The 19,052-nt window shown below is 72.4% G+C and carries 14 protein-coding genes; 7 read left to right on the top strand and 7 right to left on the bottom strand.

Annotated elements, in window-relative coordinates; all coding sequences use genetic code 11:
* From Afe05nite_RS38495 to Afe05nite_RS38480, 4 genes are all read right to left on the bottom strand, one after another.
* Positions 1 to 894 (bottom strand): 5'-methylthioadenosine/S-adenosylhomocysteine nucleosidase family protein, encoded by an 894-nt coding sequence (locus Afe05nite_RS38495; RefSeq protein ID WP_203822261.1) that lies wholly within the window; start codon positions 892 to 894, stop codon positions 1 to 3.
* Complete coding sequence (locus tag Afe05nite_RS38490) at positions 891 to 2,588, bottom strand: AbeC-like domain-containing protein (RefSeq protein WP_203822260.1); 1,698 nt, start codon at positions 2,586 to 2,588, stop codon at positions 891 to 893. The genes Afe05nite_RS38495 and Afe05nite_RS38490 overlap by 4 nt, the downstream gene beginning before the upstream one ends.
* A gap of 123 nt (positions 2,589 to 2,711) precedes the next feature.
* Entirely contained in the window at positions 2,712 to 2,864 is a 153-nt protein-coding gene (locus tag Afe05nite_RS38485; RefSeq protein WP_203822259.1) for a hypothetical protein, read from the bottom strand.
* Positions 2,865 to 3,052: 188 nt separating this feature from the next.
* Positions 3,053 to 6,007: an AfsR/SARP family transcriptional regulator gene (locus tag Afe05nite_RS38480; RefSeq protein ID WP_203822258.1), complete on the bottom strand. Its 2,955-nt coding sequence runs from the start codon at positions 6,005 to 6,007 to the stop codon at positions 3,053 to 3,055.
* Between the two features lie 131 nt (positions 6,008 to 6,138).
* On the opposite strand from Afe05nite_RS38480, the gene Afe05nite_RS38475 reads away from it, so the two are divergent.
* The 4 genes from Afe05nite_RS38475 (at position 6,139) to Afe05nite_RS38460 (ending at position 9,518) form a co-directional block, all read left to right on the top strand.
* A complete protein-coding gene (locus Afe05nite_RS38475) occupies positions 6,139 to 6,741 on the top strand; it encodes a hypothetical protein (protein ID WP_203822257.1) in 603 nt (200 codons plus the stop codon).
* On the top strand, positions 6,714 to 7,400 hold the full coding sequence (locus tag Afe05nite_RS38470) for a hypothetical protein (RefSeq protein WP_203822256.1): 687 nt from the start codon (positions 6,714 to 6,716) through the stop codon (positions 7,398 to 7,400). Before Afe05nite_RS38475 ends, Afe05nite_RS38470 begins: the two co-directional genes overlap by 28 nt.
* A 36-nt stretch (positions 7,401 to 7,436) precedes the next feature.
* On the top strand, positions 7,437 to 8,120 hold the full coding sequence (locus tag Afe05nite_RS38465) for an NUDIX hydrolase (protein WP_203822255.1): 684 nt from the start codon (positions 7,437 to 7,439) through the stop codon (positions 8,118 to 8,120).
* A 162-nt stretch (positions 8,121 to 8,282) separates the two neighbouring features.
* Positions 8,283 to 9,518, top strand: a complete 1,236-nt coding sequence (locus tag Afe05nite_RS38460; RefSeq protein ID WP_203822254.1) for a 5'-methylthioadenosine/S-adenosylhomocysteine nucleosidase family protein — start codon at positions 8,283 to 8,285, stop codon at positions 9,516 to 9,518.
* Here the strand turns inward: Afe05nite_RS38460 and Afe05nite_RS38455 are convergent.
* From Afe05nite_RS38455 to Afe05nite_RS38445, 3 genes are read right to left on the bottom strand one after another with little or no spacing between them, the layout of a single operon-like run.
* Entirely contained in the window at positions 9,515 to 12,592 is a 3,078-nt protein-coding gene (locus tag Afe05nite_RS38455) for a helicase HerA domain-containing protein (RefSeq protein WP_203822253.1), read from the bottom strand. The two genes, Afe05nite_RS38460 and Afe05nite_RS38455, sit on opposite strands and share 4 nt — an antisense overlap.
* Entirely contained in the window at positions 12,589 to 13,239 is a 651-nt protein-coding gene (locus Afe05nite_RS38450) for a hypothetical protein (RefSeq protein ID WP_203822252.1), read from the bottom strand. The genes Afe05nite_RS38455 and Afe05nite_RS38450 overlap by 4 nt, the downstream gene beginning before the upstream one ends.
* The gene (locus tag Afe05nite_RS38445; protein ID WP_203822251.1) at positions 13,239 to 15,101 is read right to left on the bottom strand and encodes a hypothetical protein; all 1,863 of its coding nucleotides are present in this window, start codon (positions 15,099 to 15,101) and stop codon (positions 13,239 to 13,241) included. The genes Afe05nite_RS38450 and Afe05nite_RS38445 overlap by 1 nt, the downstream gene beginning before the upstream one ends.
* A 590-nt stretch (positions 15,102 to 15,691) precedes the next feature.
* On the opposite strand from Afe05nite_RS38445, the gene Afe05nite_RS38440 reads away from it, so the two are divergent.
* The 3 genes from Afe05nite_RS38440 to Afe05nite_RS38425 all read left to right on the top strand — a co-directional run bounded on the left by Afe05nite_RS38440 (position 15,692) and on the right by Afe05nite_RS38425 (position 19,049).
* A complete protein-coding gene (locus Afe05nite_RS38440) occupies positions 15,692 to 16,399 on the top strand; it encodes an HAD family hydrolase (protein WP_203822250.1) in 708 nt (235 codons plus the stop codon).
* 56 nt (positions 16,400 to 16,455) lie between these two features.
* Positions 16,456 to 17,361 (top strand): polysaccharide deacetylase family protein, encoded by a 906-nt coding sequence (locus Afe05nite_RS38435; RefSeq protein WP_203822249.1) that lies wholly within the window; start codon positions 16,456 to 16,458, stop codon positions 17,359 to 17,361.
* A 1,013-nt stretch (positions 17,362 to 18,374) separates the two neighbouring features.
* On the top strand, positions 18,375 to 19,049 hold the full coding sequence (locus Afe05nite_RS38425; RefSeq protein WP_239118520.1) for a GTP pyrophosphokinase: 675 nt from the start codon (positions 18,375 to 18,377) through the stop codon (positions 19,047 to 19,049).
* Positions 19,050 to 19,052 lie beyond the last annotated feature (3 nt).

Below are 19,052 nucleotides of genomic sequence, written 5' to 3'. Positions count from 1 at the left end.
TTAGCTCGCGTGAAAATCCAGGAACGGCAGGAGCATCGCCATCACCTCGGCGGCGTGCCCGGCGGCCAGTGACTGGTGGCTGTCGGCCTTGGCCCTGTCGGCGGTGTCGGAGATGCCGCGGATGGTCAGCCAGCCGCGCACGCCGTCGTGCCGGACGCTCTCATGGAACGACTGCGCGACCCCGGCCGCCTCGGTCTCGACGGCGAGCACCTTGTCGTGGAACTCGTACAACCAGCGCCGGATCTCCGAGTCGGCGTCGGTCACCACCGCGTTGCCCGATCCGACCGGCCCCCGATGCAGATGGAACGTCCCGTCGCCGGCGCGGAGCTGTTCGGCCGGCACCGCGGTGAAGAACTCGTTGAGCCGGTGGCCGAGGTCGGCCGAGACCGACTGGGAGCGGCCGCGGCGCAGAGTGCCCTGCTCGGTCTCCTTCCGGTGGTCGTAGGAGATCACCTGGTCGCCGAGGACGACGTCGCCGATCCGCACCCGGGCGGCCACCCCACCGGCCACGCCGACCAGCAGGACGATCGCGGGGTTGTACTCCTCGACCAGCCGGCGGTAGGCCAGTGCGGCCTGCTCGTTGCCCTGTTCGAGAGTCTGCACGGCGGCGACCCGCACCTGCCGGCCGTGCCGCCCGGGGAGCCACGCCTCGTACGCCAGCGGCCCGTGCGCGAGGCGGCGCTCGCGATAGTCGTACATCTTGCGGAGTGCCGCGACGACCGCCTGGATCTCCGGGTTGATGACGGTGAGCACGCCGACCTCGGCGGTTGTCCGGCGGGCCGGCTCGGCCGCGACCACCGGAGCGGGCGCCCCGATGGTGATCGGCCCCTCGAAGTTCTGCCGGCCGCCGAAGTTGGCGAAGTGCCCGGTGACGTTGTTCCGGTCGTAGGTCACGAAGTTCCTCCGCTGCCGCGCACCTCGACCGGGGCGGCGAACTGGCTGCGTCCGCCGATGTTGGCGAAGTGGCCGTTGACGTTGTTGACGGTGTTGACCTGCAGGACCGACGCGGCCCGGGCCCGATACTCGGTGGTGTCGACGCCCTTGAGGTCGAGGAAGTCGAGAACCGAGGCGATCACCCGGCGCTCGATCAGCCGCTGATATTTCTCGACGTCCTGCAGCTGCACGAAGTTGCGTACCCGGGTCTCGCTGCCCAGTTCGCGGATGCCGAGGCGGGCGCCGTAGTCGTAGCCCTTGGGCAGCCGGACCGAGCTGATCGGGCCCACCGACGTGCGGAAGAGGCTGAGCACGGCCCGGCTGAGCGCGAGCGGTGCGCGCCAGATCGTCCCGGGGGCGCCGAACAGCCCGGCCCGCGCGGCCCGCCACGACGCACCGGCGCCCGACCCCTCGATCGTGTCGACGATGCGGTAGCGGTCGGCGCACGGCGGCAGCGCGGTCGTCGACAGCTCCAGATAGAGCGAGCGGCCCTGCACGGCGATGTGCACGTAGACGGTGGTGATCAGCTCGCCGCCCCACGCGAAGACCTGGCAGACGAGCTGGTGGCGGGCCGGCGTAGTGGGGTGCCGGATGATCCGGGCGATCGTCTCGTCGTCGGTCTCCGAGGTCAGGTGGCTCACCTCGGTGCCGGCGACGAAGACCCGGTCGTCGACGCCCAGCCCGGCGATCTGCTCCTCGGCCGCCCGCCGCGGAAGCAGCCTCGCCATGTCCTGCCGTACGTGGTCGATGACCTCGGCGGCACTGAAGGGCGGCTCGGCGAACTCGCGATCCCGCTCCGTCGCGGCACGTGGCCGCGCGGCGCCCAGTCCGTTGAGCGACTCCTCGGCGGGCGGCTCGGCCCGGATCAGGCGCTGGGCGAACCCCCAGCTGTCGACGAGCGCCCCGGCCCCGACGAACGGCCGGAACCCGGCGTAGACCACGGTGTTGCCCCGCTGATGCAGGCCGATCTGCTCCAGCCGCGGCGTGGTGACCGGAGTGGTGACCCGGTTGCCCGGGGTCAGCCCGGACAGCTCGTTCTGCCGCCAGAGGCTGAAGGAGAACGGGAACGCCAGGAGCACCCCGGCGACCAGCACGGCCCCGGTGAGGCTGCTCGACGGCGCCTCGGACGGCTCCCCGAACTCGTTGCCCAGCAACGCGGCCGTCGGATCGGCGAGGACGCCGGTGCTGAAGACCAGCAGCAGGAACACGAAGACCCAGCCGAGGCCGACGACGGCGGCGCGCGTGCCGAGCGTGCCGAGGTCGGCGGCCGTCCCGCCGCGCAGCCGGTCGAACACGTCCCGGGCCAGCCCGCGCGTCTCGACCACCACCTGCAGCGCGATGAGCACCGCGAGAACGCCCAGCAGAGTGGCCCACGAGGCGCACAGGACGACCACGAACGTCGCCACGATCGCCGCGTCCCGGAAGATCGCCGCGTTACGCGCCCGCAGGCAGTGCCCGAGCACCGGGATCAGGTCGAACCCGTAGGACGGGGCGACCATCCGGCGCGGCTGGTAGTAGACCTCGCTCAGGGCGATCTCCCGGAATCCGTCGTCGAGGTAGGCGGCGGCGCACAGGTGCCGGGTGGCGGACCAGGGATCCGGTTCGTAGGGCGGTGACTCGGTGGACTGGGCTGGACGTGGTGCGGGCAAGGTCATCTGTCAGCTCCCGGTGCGGATCGGTGCGGGCCGCAACATAGCGACGAACTCTTCCGTTTTTCTGCCGTGGTCACCCGATGGTGTGCCGGCGGCTCCCGGGAGGCCGCCGGCACACCTCCGTGCTCAGACGCAGCGCTTCAGGAAGTTGTCCCAGGTGGTGCTGGCCGGGCAGACGCCGTCGGCGACGGCCGCCGGGGCGGGAGCGAACTGGCTGGTCAGGGCGACCACGACAGCCGCGATCAGGGTCACGAGGAGGTGATGACGACGTGCGCGCATGACCTTTCCTTTCGGGAGAGGTGGCGAGTTGACGGTTGATCGGCACGCGTGATCGCCTCGTCCGGCCGAACGGGGCGGTGGAGACTGGCCGGCCTCCTCGCGCATGCCCTGCGCGCGTTCGACAGCTTTACTGTCAAGAAGACACTAAGTCGTCACGAGGGTTTGTGTCAAGAAGACATTAAGAGGGCTCAGGCGTGCCTTCGGTCCTCGGCCGGCACATTGCCCCGATCGAGCAGCTCGGCCGCCCGGCCCCGGGCGGCCGCCGCCGCCGCCGGGTCACCGAGCCGGTCGTACGCATCGGCCAGCGCCGTCTCGACGCGCACCTGGAACTTCGCGTAGCCGTACGAGCGGGCCGGGATCAGGGCGCGGCGCAGCGCCGCCACCCGGTCACGCTGCTGCCCCAGGTGCGCCGCGACGGCCGCGAGCGACAGGCAGACCCGCACCTCGAGCCCGGCGTCGGAGCTGTCCCGGGCGAGCACCTCGGCCTCCTCGAGCCGGGTCCGCGCCTCGTCGGTGTCGCCCCGGGCCAGCGCCAGGTCGCCGAGACCGTGCAGCGCGTACGCGTGCGCCAGTCCGCTCTCCGGCGGCGAGAGCCGCAACACCTCGCCGAACCCGGCCGACGCCGCGTCGAGCCGGCCGGCCGCGAGGTGGGCCTGGCCGAGCCAGTAGAGCGCGGGCGCGAGCACCCGGGCCTGACCGGTGTCCCGGGCGAGCCGCTCGGCCTCGCGCAGCACCGACACCGCGGCGGCCGCCTCGCCCAGGTCGAGGCGGGTCTGCCCGATGAAACGCAACGCCTGCTGGCAGCCCACCAGGTCGCCGTTCTCGTGATAGTGGGCGTACGCCTCGGTGAACAGCACGAGCGGCCGGGCCAGTTCGCCGTTGCGGCGCAGCGCGTTGGCCAGGGTGCGCTGGGCCACCGGCAGGGCGTGCCGCTCGCCGGTCTCGCGCAGCAGCTCCACCGCGCGTTCGAGCTCGGGCACCCCGGAGACCCCGGTGCTGCCGCTGGCCACCAGCGGCGGCATGCCGAGCATGGTCAGCACCACGCCCTCGCCGCGCCGGTCCCCCGCCGCCCGGCAGGCCGCCAGCGCGACCTCGTGGGTGGCCCGCCAGTCGTCGAAGTAGCCGCCGATGGCATAGAACTCGTGCGCCGAGACGGCCAGGTCCCAGCACAGGTCGGCGTGCCCGAGGGCGGCCGCCTGCTCGACCGTCGCCCGGATGTTGGCGCGTTCCCGCTCGAACCAGGCGCGCGGCTCGGCGGCGGCCTCGGCCAGCTCGGCGGCCGGCACCGCGACGTCGGCCGCGTCGCTGTGCGCCACGTCGAAGTCGCCGCCGTAGAACGCCGTGTGGGCGTGCCGGACCAGGGACAGCAGCGCCCGGCAGACCCGCAGCGAGGCGTCGTCGGACGGTTCGGTGGCGGCCAGACCGGCCGCGTACTGCCGGGTCAGGTCGTGGAAGCGGAACTGGGTGGCCGGTGCCGACGCCGTCGACGGCGATCCGGACGCCGCGGCGCCGCGGACCGGGTCGACCAGGCCGATCGCGGCGAGCTGGGCGAGCGCGGCGGCGGCGGCCGGGCCCGGCTCGTCGAGCACCGCGGCCGCGGTCCACTCGGCGAACAGCGGCAGGGCGAGCGAGCCCAGCCCGAGGAACAGCCGGCGGGCGCGGTCGTCGAGCGGGATCAGTCCGGCGCCGATGGTGCGGGCCAGGCTCTCCTCGCCGTACGCGAACGCGGTCGGCCCCTGCGAAGTGAGCCGCCCGAGCAGCTCGCCGGTGCTCGAGTGGAACGCGTCCACCCGCAGCAGGGCGGCCATCCGCACGGCCAGCGGCAGGCCCCCGCACAGCCGCACCACGGCACCGATCGCGTCCTGCTCACCCGTCAGGTCGACGTGGCCACCGGCGATCTGGTGGAACAGCTCGCCCGCGGTGCCCTCGTCGAACGCGGCGAGCGGCGCGACGTGGTGGGCGGGCGCGCCGATGTCCGGCAGCCGGCGCCGGGCGGTGACCAGCACGACGCAGTTGCCGCCGCCGGGCAGCAGGTCACGGACCTGGGCCCCGTCGGCGGCGTCGTCGAGCAGCACCAGCACCCGGCGGCCGGCCATGATGGTGCGGAACAGCGTGGCGCGCTCGTTGCGGGTCTCCGGCACCGACGGCACACCCAGCGCGCGCAGGAACTCGCCGAGCACCTCGGCCGGGTCGGCCGGGTGGTCGCGGGTGCCGCGCAGGTCGGCCCAGAGCTGGCCGTCGGGATAGGAGCCGGCGGCGTCGTGGGCGGCCCGCAGCGCGAGGGCGGTCTTGCCCATGCCGCCCGGCCCGGTGAGCGTCAGCACCGGCAGGCGGGGCCGGCGCAGCAGCCAGAGGACCTCGGCGAGCAGGCCGTCGCGGCCGACGAAATAGGGCGGCGGCGGGGGCAACTGCCGGGGAACCGGCGCCGCCAGGGCCGGCGAGGCGTCATGCACCAGCGAGTACGCGAAACGCCGCAACCCCTGGTCGGGGGCCTCGCCGGCCTCCTCGTACCGCTCGAACACCGGGATGATCTCGGACAGCTGCCCGTCCCGGTGCAGTGCGGTGATCAGCAGCCGGACGAGCTTCGAGTCGCCGGGGTAGGTCGCCACGAAACCGGCCAGGTCCTCGATCACCTCGGCGTGCGCGCCCCGGCCGACCTCCAGCTCGAACAGCCGGGTGGCGGCCCGCCGGCGCTGGTTGCGCAGCTTCTCGACGTCACCGGGCACGACCTCCATCGGCACGTTGGACAGCGGCGTGCCGGAGCGCCACTGGGCGAGGGCCACGCGCAGGTCGCCGATCTCGTCGCCGGAGCCGTCGCGGCGGGCGTCGGCGCGCTCGACCAGCCGGCGGAACAGCAGCATGTCGAGCTCGTCGTCGCGCGCCTGAACCTCGTAACCGTAACGGTTGTGGGTCTTGACCTTGGGTCCGAGGATCTTCCGCAGCGCGGAGACCGCCTTGTGCAGCTGCGCCGGCTTGACGCCGCCCTCGCCCCACGCCGCGGTGATCAGGTCCTCCGCGGACACCGGCCGGTTCGCTCGCAACAGGAGCGTGGCCAGCACCGCGCGGGCCCGCCCGGGAGGCAGCTCGACCGGGCCGCCGCCCGCGTCGCACACTTCCAGATTGCCGAGAATTCGGTAACGCATCGATCGTCCTCTTCGCCGCCGCCACAACGTCGAGCCCTCAGCCTTCAGGTCGCGGAAGCAAACCGGTAGCTCCGTGTGACCAAATCACATAGGGCAATCGTCCAATCAGCCCATCGTGACGGGAGTGTGCCATGGTCCAGCGCGTACGTGGCAGTTTGGCCGGCCTCGACGACGAGGAGAGCCGGTCGTTGCGGCCGATCGGAATGAGCGTACGGCAGGCCGCGACGCTCACCGGCGCGCTGCTGGACCGGCTGGCCGGCACCCCGGGGGTGGTTCTCTTCGCCGGGGTACGGGTGACCAAGCGCACGCCGCGCATCGGCTTCGCCGTCAGCACCGCCACCCACCTGCTGCTCGTGGAGTCGGTCGCGTGGCCGTCGGGGGCCTACTCGCTCACCCCGCAGGGTCAGGTGCTGTGCGACGGCACCTACATCGGCCAGTCGGTGCAGACTCTGCTCGGCTCGGTGCGGCAGTTGCGCCGGGTGGCCCGCCGCCGGCACGTCGGCGCGGTCGTGGTGGTGCACCCGTCCGGTTCCGGCACACCCGCACTGCCGGCCGGCCCGGCCTGGCTGCCGCCGGCCGAGGCCGGCGCGCGGATCGCGAACCGCCTGCGGCTCCGGCGCCGCGAGAACACTTTCTGTCCGAATGACATTAACTCCTGGTACGCTCATCCTCACCGGCCGTCACTGTCCCCGGAAGGACCTCCGTGGTGCGTCTCTGGCAGTCCCTCGACCTGATCGCCACCCTCGCCGTCTCCCTCGTCGTCGGCACGCTCGGCATGCTCGACCTCGCCGGCGGCCCGATCCTGTCCGGCGCCACCCTGGCCACCCTGGGCGTGCTCGCCGCCGGCACGCTGCACACCCGGCTCCAGATGAGCGCCCTGATCGAGCCGCCGCCCGCCGACCGGCTGCTGCACTGCGCCGACGCCGGCCCGCTCGCCGACCTGGCCGGCGCCGGCGAGATCGACATCGTCGGGGTGACCCTCAACCGCACTGTTCGCAACCACGCCGCCGCCCTCGCCCAGTGCCTGCGCCGGGGCGGCACCGTGCGGATCGCGGTCATCGATCCGCACGGGCCGGTGCTCGACGAGGCGGCCCGGCGCAGCACCACCCCGGACGCCGCCGAGATCTTCGCCCACCGCGTACGCCCCACCCTCGACCTGCTCGCGGAACTGGCGGCCACCCCGGGCCGCGGCCGGCTCGAGGTGCGGCTGCTCGACTTCGTGCCGGCGTTCGGCCTGCTGTCGGCCAACGGGAGCCTGCGGGTGGACCTCTACTCGCACGCGCTCAGCGGCACCGAACCGGCACTGACCCTGCACGCCCGCCGCGACCACACGTGGTACCAGCACTTCCGCGGCGAGTTCGAGCAGATCTGGGCCGCCGCCCGCCCACGCTAGTTTGTGTCAAAAAGACAATTTGCGTACGCTCGGCGGATGATCGATCGGGAGCACTCCTACCTCCGGCTCGCCGTCGACCTGGCGATCCTCACCGTGCGGGAGGACACGCTCCAGGTGCTCGTGATCACCCGGGCCAACGAACCGTTCCGCGGCCGGCCCGCCCTGCCCGGCGGTTTCCTGCGCGGCGACGAGGACATCCCCGACGCCGCCGTCCGCGAGCTGGCCGAGGAGACCGGCCTCGACGGCAACCGCCTGCACCTCGAACAGCTGCGGGCCTACGGGGCGCCCGGCCGGGACCCGCGCGGCCGGGTGGTGAGCGTCGCGTTCCTGGCGATCATGCCCGACCTGCCGCTGCCGACCGCCGGCTCGGACGCGAGCAGCGCCGCCTGGGTGCCGGTCGAGCAGGCCCGCGGCACCCTGGCCTTCGACCACGACGAGATCCTCGACGAGGCGGTCGAGCGGGCCCGCACCCGCCTCGAGTTCACCACCCTGGCCACCACCTTCTGCGGCCCCTCGTTCACCATCGGCGACCTGCGCAACGTCTATGAGGTGGTGTGGGGCCAGGCGGTCGACCCGCGCAACTTCAGCCGCAAGGTGATCGGCACCCCCGGTTTCGTGGAGCAGACCGGCGAACGCCGCATCCCCGAGATCGGCCGGCCCGCCGCCCTCTACCGGGCCGGTGCCGAGACCTCGCTCAATCCGCCGATCATGCGGGGCTGACCGGGCGGGGCCGCCCGGGCGGGGCTGACCGGGCGGGGCCGACCGGGCGGAGGGCTGACCGGGCGCGCGGAAGGAATGCGGAAGGACGCCGCGTGAGAATCCGAGACGCCGCCCGCTGGCTGGCGGGCCCGCGGGCGGCCCGGAGAGCACGAGGAGCGTCATTTGAGCAGCCGGACCGACATCCTGGTGATCACGGCGATCAAGGAGGAGCACGAGGCCGTCCTGCAGCTCGCCGGGTTGACCTCCTGGGCGGAGCACGAGGCCGGCGGGCCGACCCCCTATGCCACCGCCGGGCTGCGCACCGCGACCGGCGAGACGCTCACCGTCGCGCTCGCCCGGCCGGTTCGGATGGGCGGCCGCAGCACCGGCCCGCTCGTCACCACGCTGACCGACCGCCTCCGGCCCACCTGCCTCGCCATGTGCGGGGTCTGCGCCGGCAACCCCGGGGCCACCGCGCCGGGCGACGTGATCGTCGCCGCCCCGGCCTACGAGTGGGACGAGGGCAAACACACCGACGCCGGGTTCCGGGCCGCGCCGCAGCAGTTCCCGCAGGACAGCCGATGGGTGCGAGCCGTGCAGGACTTCCACCCGGACGGCCTGCCCAGTTACGGCGTCGCCACCGAGCAGGAGGCCGCGGTCTGGTACCTGGAACGGCTCCACCGTGGACAGGACCCCCGCAAGCACCCCGCACGCAAGCGCTACTTCCCGCACGCCACCTGGGGTCCACGGCTCGAGCGGCTGCGCGCCGCCGGCCTCATCCGGTGGCGCGACAGCGAGTTGGAGCTGACCGGCGACGGCCGCGACCACATCCAGCAGATCCTCTACTACCACGGGGTGGACGGGCCGGAGCGGCTGCCGTTCGACGTCGTCGACGGGGCGATGGCCAGCGGCAGCGCCGTGATCGCCGAGCCCGGCATCTGGGACCGGCTCGAGGCGCGCCAGCGCGACACCCTGGCCCTGGAGATGGAGGCGGCGACCATCGCCACCGTCGCGCACCAGCGGGCGGTGCCGCACTGGCTGGTCGCCAAGGGCGTGATGGACCACGCCGACCGCGACAAGGACGACCGGTTCAAGGCGTTCGCCGCCCGCGCCTCCGCCGAGGTGCTGTTCGCGCTGCTCGGCCGGCTGCTGACGGCTTCGCACGCGCCGGGTGGGCCGGCCGCGCACGTGCCCGACGGGGTGATGCACGAGGTCGTGCGCCAGCTCACCTATTACTGGCAGGACCTGGCCGACGTGGTCGGGGTGCCGTCCTACGAGACACGGCGGTTCCGGGCCGGTGACGAGCCGTACGACCTGTGGACCTGGCTCGCCACCCGGCAACGGCTGCCCGACCTGCCGGACGCGCTCGACGAGATCGGCCGTTCCGACCTGGCGAGCCTGCTCCGCGCGTACGTCTAGCTGTCTGTTCTTGCCCTGGCCATGACCTCCTCGTCGGTGAGCGGGCTGCTGGGGTGATAGCTCAGGCACATGGGGGTGCGTGTCTTGTGTGGTGCCTCCCCCTCGAGGGCGACGTAGAACTCCCCCGCCGTGAGGTTGCCGATGTCCGGCACGTCGCCGCCCTTGACCCGGGCCATCTCGCGGGCCGCATCGATCTGGGTCGGCACCGTGAGCTTGCCGAAGAAGTGCGTCGACGCGTTGCCGGGGATGCGGTTGTGCAGGTTCTTCGGCGCCTGGGTGGCGAAGATCAGCCCCAGGCCGTACTTGCGCGCCTGCGACGCCAGCGCGAGGGTGCTCTGAGTGCACGCGGTCATCCCGCCGGACGGGGCGAGCATCTGCGCCTCGTCCATCACGAACAGGCCCAGCAGCGGGCGGTCCTTGGCCGGATGCCGCTTGATCCAGGCGAACAGGCTCATCTGGAGCTGATTGACGAAGCCCGGCCGGGCCTCTTCGGTGAGCCCGATGAAACTGATCACCGAGATCCGCGCCCGCTTGCCCGCCGTGGGGGTCAGCAGCGTGGCCGGGTCGGCGGAGGTGCCGGTGCCGCCGAACATCGGGTCGTTGTCCATCGAGGCGGTGAGCGTCTGCGCCAGGTCCGCCGCGATCTTGCCGGCCCCGTCGAGGGCGCTCACCCCGTCCGGCAGATCGGCCAGCAGAGCGATCAACGCCCGCAGATCGCGGCCGCCGCCCCGGCCGAAGTGCTCGACCGCTTTCCGGAGCACCGCCGTGCCCAGGTGCACCGAGCGGGTGCGGCCGAGGAGTTTCGCCCGCGGGGCGAGCGCGGCCACCGCCGCCTCCACCGCCGCGCCCAGCTCGTCCGGGTCGTCACGCACCTCGGCGAAATCGGGCAGCGGCTGGAAACTGAGCGGCCGCCCGGTCTCGCGCATCGGCGTCCACGTGAGCACCTCGGTGCCGGCCAGATAGCGCGCCGCCCGATCGGCATCCCCCGGACCCCACCCGGCCGGCGGCTCGGGCCACCCGTCGCCGAGCCGGGCCAGGTCGTTGTTGGGGTCGAGCACGATCGCCGAGACACCGAGCAGCGCACACTCCTCGACGAGCCGGCGCAGCAGCACCGTCTTGCCCGACCCGGAGGCGGCGAACAGGATCGCGTGCTTGCGCAGCGCGCTCAGCGACAGCCGGGTGTCGCCGAGCGCGAACCCGGCCTTCTCCAGCATCTTGGCCGGCGGCGGCGACTCGTCCGCCAGGACCTCCTTGAACAGGGTGATCTGCTCGGCCGGCCGGTAGCGCACCAGCCACGCCTGCAGCTGTGCCGGCTTCTCGTCGCGCAGCCCGTGCAACGCGGCCATGACCCGCAGGTCGGCCTCGTCGACGCCGACCGTCACCCCGCCGAGGCGGTGCAGCTCGCTGATCGCCTCCCGGGTCTTGGCCGACTGGCTCCACTCGCCGTTGCGCAGCAGGAAGAGCTTGCGGCGGGCGACGTCACCGGACAGGCCGGCGGCGGTGCTCGCGCGGCGGATGCGGTGCAGCGCGGCCACCCCGTGGTGGGTGTCGCTGATCGCCCGGAACGACCAGTGCACCTGGTCGTCGGTGCTCTCGTCGAGCGAGCAGCGCAGCCGCGCGTGCAGGTCGGGCCGTGAGCTGGGCGGCGGGTCGAGGCTGAACCCCTCACCGCGGTCGCCCCGCTCGACGATCCACGCCCGCAGACCGGCCGAGAGCAGCGCCGGGAACGTGCTGTCCTCGGTGTCGCGTTCGAGCGGCGAGGTGACGTCGGCGTCGCGACGCAACTGCTCGAAGCGGGTCTCGATCCGGGCCAGCTCGTCGTCGGAGATCGCCGGCGCGGTCTCGGCCGGCTCCTTGGCCGCCGGCCGGCCGCTCGGCACGTCGTCGATGTGGTGCAGCTCGCGCACCTCCCGGTCGATCAGGCAGGACCGGATGTGCCGGTCGATGGCGATCAGCAGACGCCGCGGTGTCATGTCCCGGACCTCGCCGAAGACCTCCTCGCGGATCGGCCACGTCGGGTAGGGCGGCATGAAGTCGACGGCGGCGAATCGGGCCGCGAACCGCTTCTCGACGAGCGCGCGGGCGATGCGCGGGTCGCGGATGCCCTGCAACGCCCGGCAGCGGCGGAACCGGTCGGGGAACGACGCCGGCGCCTTGCTCTCGATCAGGTCCCAGGTCACCGACAGGGTGGCGATCACGGTGAGGGTGCGGCGGGTGCTGTCGCGCAGATCGGTCAGGCCGCCGGCCAGCTCCACCACCATCATCGCGACCCGCAGGTCGGCCGCGGCGGGCGAGACCTTCGACCACTCGTCCTGAATGGCGGCCTGGGCCATCACCGCGTCGAGCTGGTCGAAGGCGATCACCGACGGCCCGGTCGCGGCCAGCAGCCGGGAGATCTCGCGCACCAGCTCCTGGGCGGTGCGCTGCCGGTTTCGCATGCCCCACTTCTGCCGCTCCCCCGCGAACGTCTCCGCCATGCCCGCGAAATAGTCGTCGGCGATGTCCTGGTGCTCCTCGTTCGCCGAGGCCCGCAGGGCGAGGGCACGCAGCGTGTCCCGGCAGTCGTGGGCCAGCGTGGAGTCGACCTCGCGCAGGCCCATCACGTAGGTGTCGAGGGCGGTGCGGGTCAGCTCGGTCTCGCCGATCACCGCCCGGCGGTCGTTGCGCGGCGCCCCGATCCGCGACGCCAGCCGCCGCAGCAGCAACTGGAGCTGGGTCTCGCCGGCGGCCACCTCGCGCGCCAGCCCGTCGAGAAGGTAGTGGAGCAGGCTGTCCCAGAAGTGCCGGCCGTCGATCAGGCCGATCAGGAAGAAATAGCCGCCCCGGTTCTGCACCTGCTCGCGGACCCAGCCGAGCAGGTGCGTCTTGCCGGTCCCGTTGCGGCCCTCGAGCACCAGCCCGATCGGGCTCGCGTCGACGCTCGCCTCGGCGTCGGCGATGCCGTCGCGCACGTCCCGGACCACGGCCTCGTGCAGTCCGTCGACGTGGACCGGCGAATGCCGCCACACGTCGTCGGGCGTGACCGCCCAGTTGAGCCGGAGGGCCGCGAGCGCCGTGCGCTCCTCCTCGGTCACGGCCGGCCGATCGCCAGCTTGTGCCGGTCCTCGCCGTTGACGCGGACGGCGGCCTCCTGCTGGGCCGGGCCGACCCGCCCGCGCAGCGGATCGGGCTCGAGCTCCACCTCGCTCGCGTCGAGCATGTGCACGAGCACCTTGTCGAGCTCGTCCTTGGGCACCTCGCGGAAGAACGGCCGCAGGGCGGCCAGGTCGACCCAGGCACCGGCCCGGCCGGCGAGCTTCGCGTACGTCTCGCGGACGCGGCCCTCGAGATCCACCGGTTCCTCGTCGACCGGTTCGGCACCGTCCCGGTCGATCCGGAGGTTCTGGATGTACCGCTGCTGGGCGACCGCGGCGGCCCAGTAGAGCTGCTTGGTCTCACCCCGCGCGCGCTTCGCACCGGCTCCGCGCTCCTCCCCCGGGCCCGCCTCGGCCGGCAGGGGGCGGCGCAGCGCCGCCAACCCCTTCTCGGTGATCCGGTGGCGGTAGGGCTTCTTCTCCTTGTCGGTGAACACCAGCCCGTCGGCGTTGAGCTTCTCGTAGTTCGGGCTCACCAGCCGGACGTGGTAGAGCTCGTCCATCTCCGAGTTGGAGATGTTGCGGCCCTCGGCCCGCAGGATGAGCAGGAACGCGTACTCGGCGGGAACCCGCTGCTCGTCAGTCATCAAAAATCCTTTCCACGTGCGTGCGTGACGGGGTTTCCGTCCGCGTCGAGGCCGAAGGCGCGCAGCCGGCTCAGGGACCGGTGGCCGGTGGCGGTGTGGAGGGCGATCAGCCGCTCCCGGGCGCCCGCGGTGCCGGCGTCGAGCTCGGCGCGCAGGCCGGCCTCGTCGCGCAGCTCGAACAGCAGGGTGCACAACTCCATCGACGCCTCGGCCCGGCCCTCGTCGACGGCCGCCCGCAGCTCCCCGATCTGGAAGCGCGCGCTCTCGTGCCGGGCGAAGACCCGGTGGAGCTTGGACAGGCGCAGCTCGGCCGCCGCGTCACCGGCCTCGGCACGGGCCCGCAGCAGGTCGGCCTCGCCCCACGCCGCGTACATGTCGGCGAGGGCCTCGGCGGCCCGGCGCTCGCCCCGGTCGGCCCGCTGCTCCACCTCGCGCCGGCAACCGCGGTCGGCGAGCAGGTCGACGAGACGCTCGGCGGCGATCGCGTGGCCGGCGTCGGCCTCACGGCGCAACTCGTCGCAGACCCCGCCGTCGGCCAGGATCTCGGCCAGCTCGGCGGCGCTGCCGTGCCGGCGGACCTCGTCGGCGCGTTCCCACAACCGTTGCAGCTGCGGGAGTTTCTGCCCGACCAGCCGGTCGGTCGGCCGCGCGTCGAGCCGGCGCCGCAGCACGTCGAGGGCGGGGCCGAGGCGGTCCTGGCGGACGAGCAGGTCGGCCAGCTCGACCGCGGCCCGGCCGTCGCCGAACTCGTCGGCGAGCCGCGTCAGCGCGACCTCGGCATAGCGGTAACGCAGGCGGGCGACGGCGCTGCCGGCCAGGCGCCGCAGGTCCTCCGGCCGGCGCAGATGCGTGACGAGAGCGGTCCAGCACTCGTGCGGCACCGGCGAGCTGCGCCGCTCCCGCCGCACGTGCTGGGCGAGGTAGTCGGCGATCGTATAACCGGCCAGGGTGCCGGCCCGGCCGTCGTCGACCGGGTAGAGCGGCGACACGTCGCCGTGCACCGCCCGGGTCGCCGGCGGCAACGCCTCCGACAACCAGTGCTGGGCGGACCGCACCCGGTGGTGCGGCCGCAGATAGCCGAACATCGCCTCGGCCAGCAGGGCGGTGCTCAACGGCGCCTGCACGCCGAGGCGGTGGGCGTCGGCCGCGGCGGTGAGCATCGCCTTCGCGTACGGGTTGGCCGGCTGCTCCCAGCACATCACCAGGCGAGGCCCGCCCGCGAGCACCTGGGTCATGCCGTCGTCACGCGCGTTGAGGGCGTCCTCGATGCGACTGTCGCGCACCGCCACGGCCCGCGCCTTGGACAGCTCGTACTGGTCGAGGGTCTCCGGCACCGGGATCAGCACGGCACTGTGCACGAGCCGGTTGATGTCGTCGCGCCCGGCCGTCCACTTCGCGTATTGATCCGGCCAGAGCGTGCCGACGACCAGGTTGCCGTGCCGCACCAGCGCACGGACGCACTCCGAGGTCAGCGCCGGATGGCCGCCCAGGAACTGCTGCAGCTCGTCGAGCCAGAACACGGTCCGGCGCGGCGGCGCGTTCCGCAGGTCCAGCAGGCCCGCCGCGTCGGCCGGCTGCTCCAGCCACCAGTCCGGCACCAGCTCGTAGATCGCCTCGTAGAGCGACCTGGTCTTGCCGGTCGACGAACCGCCGACCATGACCACGAAGTTGCCGCGGTCGGGCTGGTTGGCGGTCAGGGCGGCCCGCAGCTGGAAGTCGAAGCTGCGCTCCACATAGGCCGGCAGGTCGAAATCGCCGCCGGCACTGTGCGCGGCACTGTGAATGCCTAATTCGCGCGGAGTGGCCGCGTCGACGCGCAGCCGATCGGGTGTTGAATTGCCTGCAATTTCGGCCCCCTGCATCGCCTGCCTCCATTTAATTCCGCCGGCGATGGACGGAAGGCTACCGCATCTTCGCGAGTGATCACCAGCAGTGCCGGGCTATTTGATTCGGCACCGTTCGGCAATTCTGATCGAGGCCATTCTCGCCAGAATGCCGTTTATCCCTACCGGTTTCCTACCGGTCCTGCTCAGCTCGCCCGCGGGGCACGGCGGACCCCGTTCCGGCTGCTGAACCCGTCGCCGGATCGCGGTCGGTCCCGGCTCGCCGCACCGCATCTCGCGTTCCCGGCGGACCGAGGAACAAGACACGAGCCGCCCGCCGGACTCGTCTCGAGCGGCTTCGGCGACGAGCCCTCTCTGCACTTCTCCGTGGTTGTCCCGGCCTTTTCCAATGCCCTCGGACCGGTGCGTGAACTGCTCCACAGAACTCACCAGGATGGCAATTGACACGACTCGAATTCGCCTTGTCCAGCTCGACCGGAGAGCGCTTGGGACGCCGCGGATACGCCGCCGCCGCACCGACCCGGCGACAATCCGCACGCTGCGTGGTCTTGACCCTGCGCAGCGTCATGACATGAGCTAGGGGGAGCGAACGACATGAAGGAGGATCGATGTCCCGCCGGGCGGTACTTTTCGATCTTGACGGTACGTTGGTGGACAGCAACCCCTACTGGTTCGCGGCATGGCGGGCGCTCACCGAGGAGCGCGCCGCGGACCTTCCGGACGGCGCCCTCGACGGCCTCGTCGGCCTGGCCACCCCGATCGCGGTCGCCACCGTCCACCGCCGCCTCCGCTGGCAGGGTGACGTGCTGGCCGACGTGGCCTGGCTGGAGGCGAACGTCGGGGCGGCGTTACGCCGGCACACCAACTGGCTGCCCGGGGCGCTCGAGGTGGTGCGCGGCGTACGAGCCGCGGGCCTGCCCACCGGTCTGGTCACCAGCAGCAGCCGGGCTCTGGTCGACTGCGTGCTGCCGAACGGCGGCGGCCGGCTCTTCGATGTCATCGTCACCGGCGACGACGTGCCCGAACACGAGCGCAAGCCGGACCCCGCGCCCTATCGACTCGCCGCCCACCTGCTCGGCCGGTCGGCGTCGGACTGCGTGGCGGTGGAGGACTCGGCGACCGGGGTGGCGAGCGCGATCGCCGCCGGCTGCCCGGTCATCCACCTGGGACACACCGGCCCGGAGTGCTGCACGACCATTCTGCCCGCCCAGGACCTGGCCCGCCTCGACGTCCAGACGCTGCTCCAGGCCGCTTTCGAAGGAGATCCGGCATCGCGGCCGCCTGAATTCCGGCCGGATGCCGCTGGGCGAGCTTGATCAAGGCTGCTAGCTTTGCCCGCGGTCAGCCCCAGGGATCTTGATGGAGGTTTCCCATGTTCCGCCGGCTCGGCATCGAGGCCAAGGTGACGCGGCTGCGGACCGCCCTGCCCGCGGCGGCCGACCAGGCCCGACAGCGATTGACGGCGGGGCCGAACGGCCTGACCCGGCGGCGGCTGCTGACCGCCGTGCCCGGGGCGGCGGGCCTGACCCTGCTGGCCGGCGCGGCGGCCGCCGGAACCGGCTCGGACCAGTCACCCGGGCCCGGCCCGGCGACCGCCGTGCCCCGCCCCCGCCAACCCGAGAAGGGCACCCTCGCACCCGTGCGGCATTCACTGGTGGTGCAGAAACGCCCGATCTACACGCTTACCGACTATCAGCGGGTCACCGGCGGGCCGGCCTTCCCCACCGATGCGATCGCGCTGACCATCGACGACGGTCCGCACCCGATCTGGACGCCGAAGATTCTCGGACTGCTCGACAAGTACGACGTACCGGCGCTGTTCTGCATGATCGGCAACCAGGTGCTCGGTCACGAACCGGTCGCCAAATCGGTCACCGGCGCCGGTCACCAGCTGGCCAACCACACCTGGAGCCATCCCTCCAAGCTGGCCGGCCAGCCCGGCGCCGCGATCGGCAAGGAGATCGCCAGAGCGCAGGGCAAGATCCAGAAAACCACGGGGTACGCGCCGAAGATCTTCCGCTCGCCCGGCGGGGACTGGTCGCCCGCGGTCATGCAGGAGGCCGCGCGGGCCGGTCTGGTGCCGCTCGACTGGAGTGACGACCCCCGCGACTGGGCGCGCCCCGGCACCGCCGCCATCAAGAACCGGTTGCTGGCCGCCCGGCCCGGCCAGATCCTGCTCTGCCACGACGGCGGCGGCGACCGGTCACAGACCTACCAGGCGCTCAGCACGGTCATCCCGGCCCTCAAGGCACGCGGCCTGACCTTCGTCGCCCTCTGACGGCTCACTCGGGGGCCACCGGAGGAGCCCGCCGGCAATCGATCGAGTCCGCTACCTTGCGGCCCCGTTCGGAGGATCGATACCGTTCGCCCCGGGTAATTGTTTGGAAAGTTGCCTGATACTGCGACGGCTGTCCGTCCATTGTGGGCACACTTCCCTGCGTCAGATCCCACTCCCGAAGGAGGACACGGGGAACGCAAACTTCCCACCGGGTTCGTCGCCGCCGGGCTGCTCGCCGAGGTCAGCTCCTGCGGCGTCGTCTCGACCGGCAAGTACGCCACCGACGACGGCGGCTCGTCGACCGTCAACATCCGCAAGAAGGGGCCGGCGTTCTTCCGGAAGGCCGACATGGACATCGACCGCGACGGCGTACGCACGTCGAACTGCAGCGAGAGCACCGACCCGCGGTACCAGAACCAGACATCGCTCCAGACGTCGGCCGGCAAATCGTTCCAAGCCGACAAGACCCACTATTTCGTGATTCCGCTCCCCAGCCCGCGGTTCAACTACTCGAGCAGCGGCATCAAGCCGGGCAGCGTGGCGGCGGTAACTGCAACAACAAGGTCGGCTACGCGGTCTTCGCCGACGGGGGCCCGAGCAACATCATCGGGGAGGCGTCCTCCCCGACCGCGCAGGCGCTCGGCATCGACCCCGACCCGGAGAGCGGCGGCGGCCGGTGTCACCGGGCTCCCGGCGCCCACCCGGATAGGCTGGCGAAGTGCGTCACCTCCTCCGGCCCGAGCGGCCGCCCCTGGTCAACGGCACCGGCGGCGGCCGGGCGTGATGTCGGCGCCGCCACCCCCGCGAGGAACCCGGCCGAGGGATCGGTGCCGGGTTCGCTTGCGATCGAGGCCGGGGCTTCGGCACAATCCACGCCTCGCCTCCTCCCCGGCCGGGCCGGTTCCAGCGGTGCGGGCGTGCCGGACCGGCCCCGCCTTGGCGGTTGCCCCGCCGGGACGAGCACGGGCCGCATACCGTGGTGGCGCAAGCAGGACACTCCGGGGGACGAGACAGTGACCATCGACCGGTCCGCGCTGGCGTCGAAGACCGCCGCCGAGCTCGACACGCTGCGGCTGCCGGCCGACGAGTTGACCCATTTCATGCTGGTCTACAAGTTCGGGCTGGCCGAGATCGGCACCAAGATCACGATCCTCGCCGAGGAACTGCAGCACCGGGGCCGCGGCAACCCGATCGAGCACGTCATCACCCGCCTCAAGACGGTGGAGAGCCTCACCGCGAAGGCCCGCCGGATCAACTGCCCGATGGCGTTCGACACCGTGCGGGCCCGGATCCGCGACATCGCCGGGGTGCGGGTGATCTGCAGCTTCGTGTCGGACGTCTACACGGTCGCCGAGATGCTGACCCGTCAGCAGGACGTCAAGCTGCTGCAGACCAAGGACTACATCGCCGAACCCAAGGCGAACGGCTACCGCAGCCTGCATCTGATCGTCGAGATCCCGGTCTTCCTCTCCGACCGGGTGGTGACGGTTCCGGTGGAGGTCCAGCTGCGCACCGTGGCCATGGATTTCTGGGCCAGCCTCGAACACAAGATCCATTACAAGTACGAGCAGGACGTGCCCGACCACCTGCGCGCGGAGCTGACCGCGGCCGCCCACGACGCCGCCCGCCTGGACGAGCGGATGGAGCGCCTGCACGCGCAGATCCACGGTCCCCGGCACCGCACCTGAGCT

The organism is Paractinoplanes ferrugineus, assembly GCF_016862195.1.
Taxonomy (GTDB): domain Bacteria; phylum Actinomycetota; class Actinomycetes; order Mycobacteriales; family Micromonosporaceae; genus Actinoplanes; species Actinoplanes ferrugineus.
Note: the sequence above shows the minus strand (reverse complement) of the source record. Positions and strands in the feature narration are given on the sequence as shown.

Coding starts and splice junctions, on each gene's coding strand:
- Afe05nite_RS38445 (WP_203822251.1), bottom strand. CDS start 15,101: ATGCAGGGGGCCGAAATTGCAGGCAATTCAACACCCGATCGGCTGCGC.
- Afe05nite_RS38440 (WP_203822250.1), top strand. CDS start 15,692: ATGTCCCGCCGGGCGGTACTTTTCGATCTTGACGGTACGTTGGTGGAC.
- Afe05nite_RS38435 (WP_203822249.1), top strand. CDS start 16,456: ATGTTCCGCCGGCTCGGCATCGAGGCCAAGGTGACGCGGCTGCGGACC.
- Afe05nite_RS38450 (WP_203822252.1), bottom strand. CDS start 13,239: ATGACTGACGAGCAGCGGGTTCCCGCCGAGTACGCGTTCCTGCTCATC.
- Afe05nite_RS38490 (WP_203822260.1), bottom strand. CDS start 2,588: ATGACCTTGCCCGCACCACGTCCAGCCCAGTCCACCGAGTCACCGCCC.
- Afe05nite_RS38465 (WP_203822255.1), top strand. CDS start 7,437: ATGATCGATCGGGAGCACTCCTACCTCCGGCTCGCCGTCGACCTGGCG.
- Afe05nite_RS38475 (WP_203822257.1), top strand. CDS start 6,139: ATGGTCCAGCGCGTACGTGGCAGTTTGGCCGGCCTCGACGACGAGGAG.
- Afe05nite_RS38480 (WP_203822258.1), bottom strand. CDS start 6,007: ATGCGTTACCGAATTCTCGGCAATCTGGAAGTGTGCGACGCGGGCGGC.
- Afe05nite_RS38485 (WP_203822259.1), bottom strand. CDS start 2,864: ATGCGCGCACGTCGTCATCACCTCCTCGTGACCCTGATCGCGGCTGTC.